This is a genomic window from Syntrophaceticus schinkii, assembly GCF_000946815.1.
Taxonomy (GTDB): domain Bacteria; phylum Bacillota; class DSM-12270; order Thermacetogeniales; family Thermacetogeniaceae; genus Syntrophaceticus; species Syntrophaceticus schinkii.
In genome coordinates this window covers 1-1,252 of sequence record NZ_CDRZ01000217.1, presented here as the reverse complement: position 1 = coordinate 1,252, position 1,252 = coordinate 1, and the positions used below count along the sequence as shown (strand labels likewise).

1 protein-coding gene and 1 pseudogene are annotated in these 1,252 nt (G+C 43.1%); both read left to right on the top strand.

Going from position 1 to position 1,252, the window contains the following annotated elements; all coding sequences use genetic code 11:
- The first annotated feature begins 370 nt into the window (after nt 1–370).
- Nucleotides 371–982: a hypothetical protein gene (locus SSCH_RS07715; protein WP_044664958.1), complete on the top strand. Its 612-nt coding sequence runs from the start codon at nt 371–373 to the stop codon at nt 980–982.
- Nucleotides 933–1,252, top strand: a pseudogene (locus SSCH_RS07710) (transposase family protein); the annotation flags it as partial. The gene SSCH_RS07715 and the pseudogene SSCH_RS07710, both read left to right, overlap by 50 nt.

The following is a 1,252-nucleotide window of genomic DNA, read 5'->3' as shown; positions in this document are numbered from 1 at the left end:
TCATGAGTAAACCCGTCCATCCAACACAGATCGTCCAACACGCCAGGAGCGGAGAAGAAAACAAACGAAGATCTCAGGGAAGAACGAAAAAAAGACAAGGGGAGGCGAATATCCATCCCACCTTCACGCTTCCTAACCGCAAAAGCAAATATAAAACAAGAGGATGAAGAACAAGAAGATATTCAGCAAAGAACTGAAAAGATACTAGACGTATACAGGCAACTGCTGCCTGGGCTGCTTCATAAATTAGCAAGAATACCTGATCCGCGGAGTCCAAAGAAAGTTAAGCATCAAATGACAATAATGATGATCTATGGAATTCTGATGTTTGTGTTTCAAATGCCCTCTAGGAGGAGAAACGAATCAGGAGATGACCGGACCGCGGTTACTTAAACACCTGCAAGCAGTTTTTCCGGAATTAACAGACATGCCGCACCAGGATACCCTGTGTCGCTTATTGGAAAAGATGGATGTAGACCAAATCGAAATTGCTTACATCGACATGTTAAGGCATTTGATCTACAAGAAAAAATTTAAAAACCTGCTGCATCAAAAACGTTACCTTGTGGCAGTAGACGGAACACAAAAATACGTGATGGACCAATGCTGGGATGAATGTTATCCCCACCGCAGGGTTCAAGGCAAAGATGGTGAACACCATCAGTATTACGCCTATGTTCTAGAAGCAGTTTTAATCCTCTCCAACGGCATGGTTTTACCGCTGATGAGTGAGTTCTTGGAAAACGATACAGAACTAGAGAAAATAGAAAGTGATGAAGAGTGGAAACAGGACTGCGAGTTAAAGGCGTTTTATCGCTTGGCTACACGGCTTAAAAAAGAATTCCCAAGGCTGCGGCTTACACTACTTTTAGATGGGCTGTATGCGAATGGGCCGGTAATAGAAATCTGCCGCAAGAACAAATGGACAATTTATGATTGTACTCAAAGACGATTCACTGCCTTCAGTATGGGAAGAAGTTAACGGGCTGATGCGCTTGGATACCAAAAGAGAAAACTACTATGAGCGAATATGGCAGGGGCGACAGCAGACGTTTCGATGGGTCAACGATATCGATTATGAGTATGGTTACAGGAGAGCTAAAATTTTAAAGATCCATGTGGTGATATGTAAGGAAAGCTGGGAAGAGATTGAACTTGTAACATGTCGCGGGGTAACGAAAACTACCCGTTACGCTTGGAATTCCAGTGACCCAATCAAAAAGACGAATATCCACGCGCGTTCCAATTTGAT

What these genes read in the sequence shown, in the direction of transcription:
- SSCH_RS07715 (WP_044664958.1), top strand. Translation starts at nt 371, where the DNA reads ATGACCGGACCGCGGTTACTTAAACACCTGCAAGCAGTTTTTCCGGAA.